This window comes from Microvirga yunnanensis (genome assembly GCF_025460875.1).
In genome coordinates this window covers 1-4,228 of sequence record NZ_JAMXFI010000205.1, presented here as the reverse complement: position 1 = coordinate 4,228, position 4,228 = coordinate 1, and the positions used below count along the sequence as shown (strand labels likewise).

Genomic DNA, 4,228 nt, shown 5'->3' with positions numbered 1-4,228 from the left:
AAGAGCCAGCCGCCGCGAGGGTCATTGGCCGCGCGCTGAAACAACCAGCCGTACAGAACCCCGCCGAGAAGCATCAGGCCGGTGTAGGCGAGACCGGCAGCCAACCCAGACGCGCCGATTGCCAGGGCAGGGGCGTCAAGCGCCTGAAATCCGATGAGGACCGCCAGGGCCGGGACCGCTGCCAGCAGCCCTGCGATGGCGCCCGCCAGAAGCGGCCGTTGGGTCGGGCCGGCATCCAGCCCGTGCGCCTGGAGCATTCTAAGCATGGAGCCGCCTCGCTTCCCGGTTCGTGATCTTCGAGGCTTCTTCCAGCACCGCCTCGATGGATGGGGCTCCGTCGAGATCCGCACCGAAGAGGCGCACGAGGTGCTGATAGGCCAAACCGACCACCCGCGGGTCGCGATTGAGATCGAACAGGCCGACTGGATTGACGTTGCCGAGTGGCTCCCGCAGCGCGATGTCCCAGTCGACCTGATCGGTCAGCGAGTACCAAGTGAAGCCAACCACCGGCACGCCGGTTTGACGGATCAGCTGCACATTATGCCACTGTCGCCAGAGCCAGCGCGGCCCGTCGCGCGCATCCATGCGGTTGGTCTCGGTGTGCATCATCGGCCGCTGGTAGCGCTGGTAGTACTGGCCCGCGACGGCATACCAGCCGAACAATTCGCCCAGCGCCTGCGCATGGCCGGTGCTGTCGATGAGCTTCTCGTTCCATTCGTAGTAGTCGACGCCGAGAATGGCTCGCCGACGCATGTCCTGCTGCATAAACCACACATATTCCTCAGACGGCATGCCGTGCTGGAGGAGATAGGCGCGCGTGTCCTCGTGCACCGGACGGGCGTAGAGGAGATCCAACGGCAGGAAACGCCGCTCGTTCTCGAACGCGGCGATGCGGCGGATCTCGGGATCGGGGCAGCAGGGCTGGTAGAACTCGCCGCTCTCGCTGTTGACGAAGATGGCAACGGGGCGTTCTTCCGCAATCGCCTGCATCATCAGCACGCTGGCTCTGGCGAGATGACGTACGGCCGTGACAAAGGCGCGCTCATCGCGGCACTGCTCGTTCCACAATCCTTCCAGGGCGCTGAGCTTGGCGCACACATACATCTCGTTCACGGGCGTGTAGAACTGCACCCACGGATAGCGTCGGGCGAACGCCCGAGCGTAGTCGGCGAGCGCTTGCGGCACCTCGGGGTTCTGGAAGTTCTGCAGCCAGTCGGGCAGGCCGAAATGGCACAGGTCCATGACCGGCACGATGTCGAGCCGCTGCATCTCGGCGGCGACCTCGTCCAGGAAGGCCCAATCATATTGGCCTAGACCTTGATGGATCAGATGCAGGGGAGGGCCGTAGCGCAGATAGCGCAGCCCAAGGTCGCGCACGAGCTGCAGGTCGGTGCGCCAGTGGCGGTAATGACCGCAAGCTGCCATCTCGTCCATGCGCCACCGCCCGCCCTCCAGGGTGGGATAGCTGCACTCGATCCCGGTCGCGAACATGAACCGGTGATCGGCCAGCTCGGAAGCCAAACTGGGAGACGGGCGTGACGCGCTGCATTGGGGGCTCAGGCGCGGCGCCCTGTTCGCTCCGTAGCCGACAGGGCGGGTGTAGAGCAGGCCCAGAACGGTGCCCCAGATCAGATGGCCGGCCGCGATGGAGAGCGGCTCGTGCGCCCCGCCGCTCAACCCGAACAGGCCCGAGGAAGACAGATGGCCGCCGTGGACGAGCGGGTGCATGAGGTCGAACTGCGGATGCATGATGAAGATCGCCAGCGGCATGGGCACGAAGGCGAACACCAGACCCTGCAGGGTTGGGCGCACCGGCAGGACGGACCAGAAGAAGTAGGCGTAGAACACGGCCCAGATCGCGCCGACCAGCAGGTGGATTGCCATGCCTGCCTGCCAGGCTTCCCATGCCGGCGCATGGGGGAGGACCAAGGTCCCGAGGGTCATGACAAGGTCAAAGAACGGCACGCCCGCCCAGATCAGCAGCCGGGCGACGACTTCCCAGGTGATGGCTCCCGCCATGCCGGCGAGAACCGCCTTCGCGTAGGCAACCGAGCGGATCATGGCGCCCTCATCTATGCCTGCGGGACTCGGTGGCTGATCATTGGACGGTGGGAGCCAGGGAGGTTCCCGCCGCTGTCGGAACCGGCCCCTATACGGGCCTGACGATGCCGCGGCGCATGATCTCGTCGACGGACGGGAAAGCGTGGAGAGCAATCTCGGGGATCGGTTCCCCGCCGGCTGCTTGTGCCGGCCCGCTGTCGATGGAAGACCTGTCCGGTTCGCCAACGATGATCCGCCCCACCATGCCGGCATGCTCGTGCGGAACACAGAAGAAGTCGTAGACGCCTTCATCCTTGAGCGTGACCGAGAAGCTCTCGTTAAGCAGCAGGTAGTCAGAGTTCCAGGGCTCGGCACCCTCAGGGATACGCAGAGGCCGCTCGAAGTTCTTGGAATGGTAGGCTGTCGCGGTATGGGAATTCCCCGGGTCGTGGTTGACCCAGCGGATCGTCTGACCCGGCTTAATGCGGAGGCCAATCGGGTTAAACCAGACCTGCGAGCCGTCCGCATTGCCCTGCATCCGGATTTCGACTGCCTCAGCGGCGAGAGGGGGCCGGGGCGCTGCGAGACCGGCGAGGAAGCCCCCGCCGATCTGCAGAACTTGTCGACGCGAGATCATCACTTCGCCGCCACCCGTTGCTCGTCCGCCTTGGGCACATGCCACAGCACGATGTGGGCATGAGGTTTCTCGACGCCAGGATGGCCGGCGTTGAAGTAGATATCCACGTGGTCGACCTTGCCGCCGGGGGCGGCGAGATCGTCGAAGCGCTTGTCCTTGTTCGACAGGTCCTCGATGGGCAGCATGTAGACCGTGCTCACAAGTCGCCCGTCGCGGTCATAGGCCAGGAATGGGCCAGCCGGCAGGGTTTTCGGATCGACATAAAGCTGGCCAAGGCCCGGCAGGAAGTCAGGCAGCTTCACGAGTTCGCTGACCTTCTTATACGCGCCTGTGGGCGGGGCTTTCTCGACCTGATCGGCGGCCAAGGCTGGCAGGCTGAAGGCGGCAATCAGCGCAAGTGTCGCGACGGCATTCCTCATGGCATCCTCCGTTAGGGCGCTAGACCTGTTCCGGTCTGAGCGTCCCCATTGGATGGCGGCTGCCCTGAAAGGTTCCCAGATCCTAACGACCGGCCGCCTCACGCAGGATTGACACGATGCTGTCATAGCCCCGCGCCCTGGCGTGCTCGAGGGGCGTCATGCCGTCCCGATCCGGGATTCCGGGATTGGCTCCGGCCTCGACGAGGGCCCGCACCGTCTCGACGTGCCGCGGACCGCCATCCCCAAGGATCACCGCCTCGATCAGGGCGGTCCAGCCCAGGTTGTTGACATGGTCGAGCGGCGCGCCGGCCCGGATCAGCTCGTGGACTACGCCATCGTGCCCGAGATGGGCCGCCGCGATCAGCGCGGTGCCGTCGTAGACGCTGGTGACCAGCTTTGCGCTCGCGCCGGCGGAGAGCAGCGCCTGCAGCGTCGGCACATCATCCCGGACCGCCACGATGGTCACAGCGTCATAACGTTGGTTGTCGAGCAGGGCAGGATCCGCCCCGTTGGCGATCAGCTCCCGGGCTGTTGCCCCGTGCCCCTGGAACACCGCCACATGGAGCGGCGTGCGGCCGTTGCCGTCGCGGGCGTTGAGGTCGATGCCCGCTTGAGCCAGCCGCCGGATGTCATCAACAGAGCCTTGGGCCGCGGCCGCGTGCAGGCCGCGGTAGGCCGAGAGCTCAGTAGGCGAGGGCGCCGTCTGTGCTAAGGCAGCACCCCCGAAGAGGACCAGAACTCCGAACAATCCGGCCAGCGCGACTGATTTGACCATCGTCCGTCTCCCCGTGAAACGGTGGCGGGCGGTCACTTCAGCTTCGCCTGCACCTTGGCAAGGCCGGCATTCGCACATTCCTCATCAAAGTTTCCGCCCGGGGCCCCGCCAACCCCGAGGCCTCCGATCACCTCGTCGCCAGCCTTTACTGGCACGCCGCCGCCGAGCAGCAGAAAGCCCTCGATGGCTGCGAGGTGCCGGGCTGCCGGGTTCTTGTCGGCATTTTCCATGATGGCGGTGGTGGTGTTGCGGGCGGACGCCGCCGTGTAGGCCTTGGCGCGGCTCGCTTCGACAGTATGGGGCCCGGCCCGGTCGGCCCGGAGCACGGTGCGCACAAGGCCGGCGCGATCCACCACC

General features: G+C 65.8%; 5 protein-coding genes and 1 pseudogene. All 6 read right to left on the bottom strand.

Annotated elements, in window-relative coordinates; translation table 11 throughout:
• Positions 1–266 (bottom strand): annotated as a pseudogene (locus tag NF876_RS43050) (hypothetical protein); the annotation flags it as partial.
• Positions 259–2,061, bottom strand: coding sequence for a family 1 glycosylhydrolase (locus NF876_RS43045; protein ID WP_262273701.1), 1,803 nt, complete (start codon positions 2,059–2,061; stop codon positions 259–261). The pseudogene NF876_RS43050 and the gene NF876_RS43045, both read right to left, overlap by 8 nt.
• 88 nt (positions 2,062–2,149) lie before the next feature.
• Complete coding sequence (locus NF876_RS43040; RefSeq protein WP_262273700.1) at positions 2,150–2,677, bottom strand: plastocyanin/azurin family copper-binding protein; 528 nt, start codon at positions 2,675–2,677, stop codon at positions 2,150–2,152.
• Positions 2,677–3,096, bottom strand: coding sequence for a DUF5602 domain-containing protein (locus tag NF876_RS43035; RefSeq protein WP_262265919.1), 420 nt, complete (start codon positions 3,094–3,096; stop codon positions 2,677–2,679). Before NF876_RS43035 ends, NF876_RS43040 begins: the two co-directional genes overlap by 1 nt.
• An 82-nt stretch (positions 3,097–3,178) precedes the next feature.
• Positions 3,179–3,871, bottom strand: a complete 693-nt coding sequence (locus tag NF876_RS43030; RefSeq protein WP_262265918.1) for an ankyrin repeat domain-containing protein — start codon at positions 3,869–3,871, stop codon at positions 3,179–3,181.
• Between the two features lie 32 nt (positions 3,872–3,903).
• The coding region (locus NF876_RS43025) for a GlcG/HbpS family heme-binding protein (protein WP_262273699.1) at positions 3,904–4,228 on the bottom strand (325 nt) is incomplete at its 5' end.

Bases quoted from the DNA above. Each gene is read 5' to 3' on its own strand.
- NF876_RS43045 (WP_262273701.1), bottom strand. From the start codon at position 2,061: ATGATCCGCTCGGTTGCCTACGCGAAGGCGGTTCTCGCCGGCATGGCG.
- NF876_RS43040 (WP_262273700.1), bottom strand. From the start codon at position 2,677: ATGATCTCGCGTCGACAAGTTCTGCAGATCGGCGGGGGCTTCCTCGCC.
- NF876_RS43035 (WP_262265919.1), bottom strand. From the start codon at position 3,096: ATGAGGAATGCCGTCGCGACACTTGCGCTGATTGCCGCCTTCAGCCTG.
- NF876_RS43030 (WP_262265918.1), bottom strand. From the start codon at position 3,871: ATGGTCAAATCAGTCGCGCTGGCCGGATTGTTCGGAGTTCTGGTCCTC.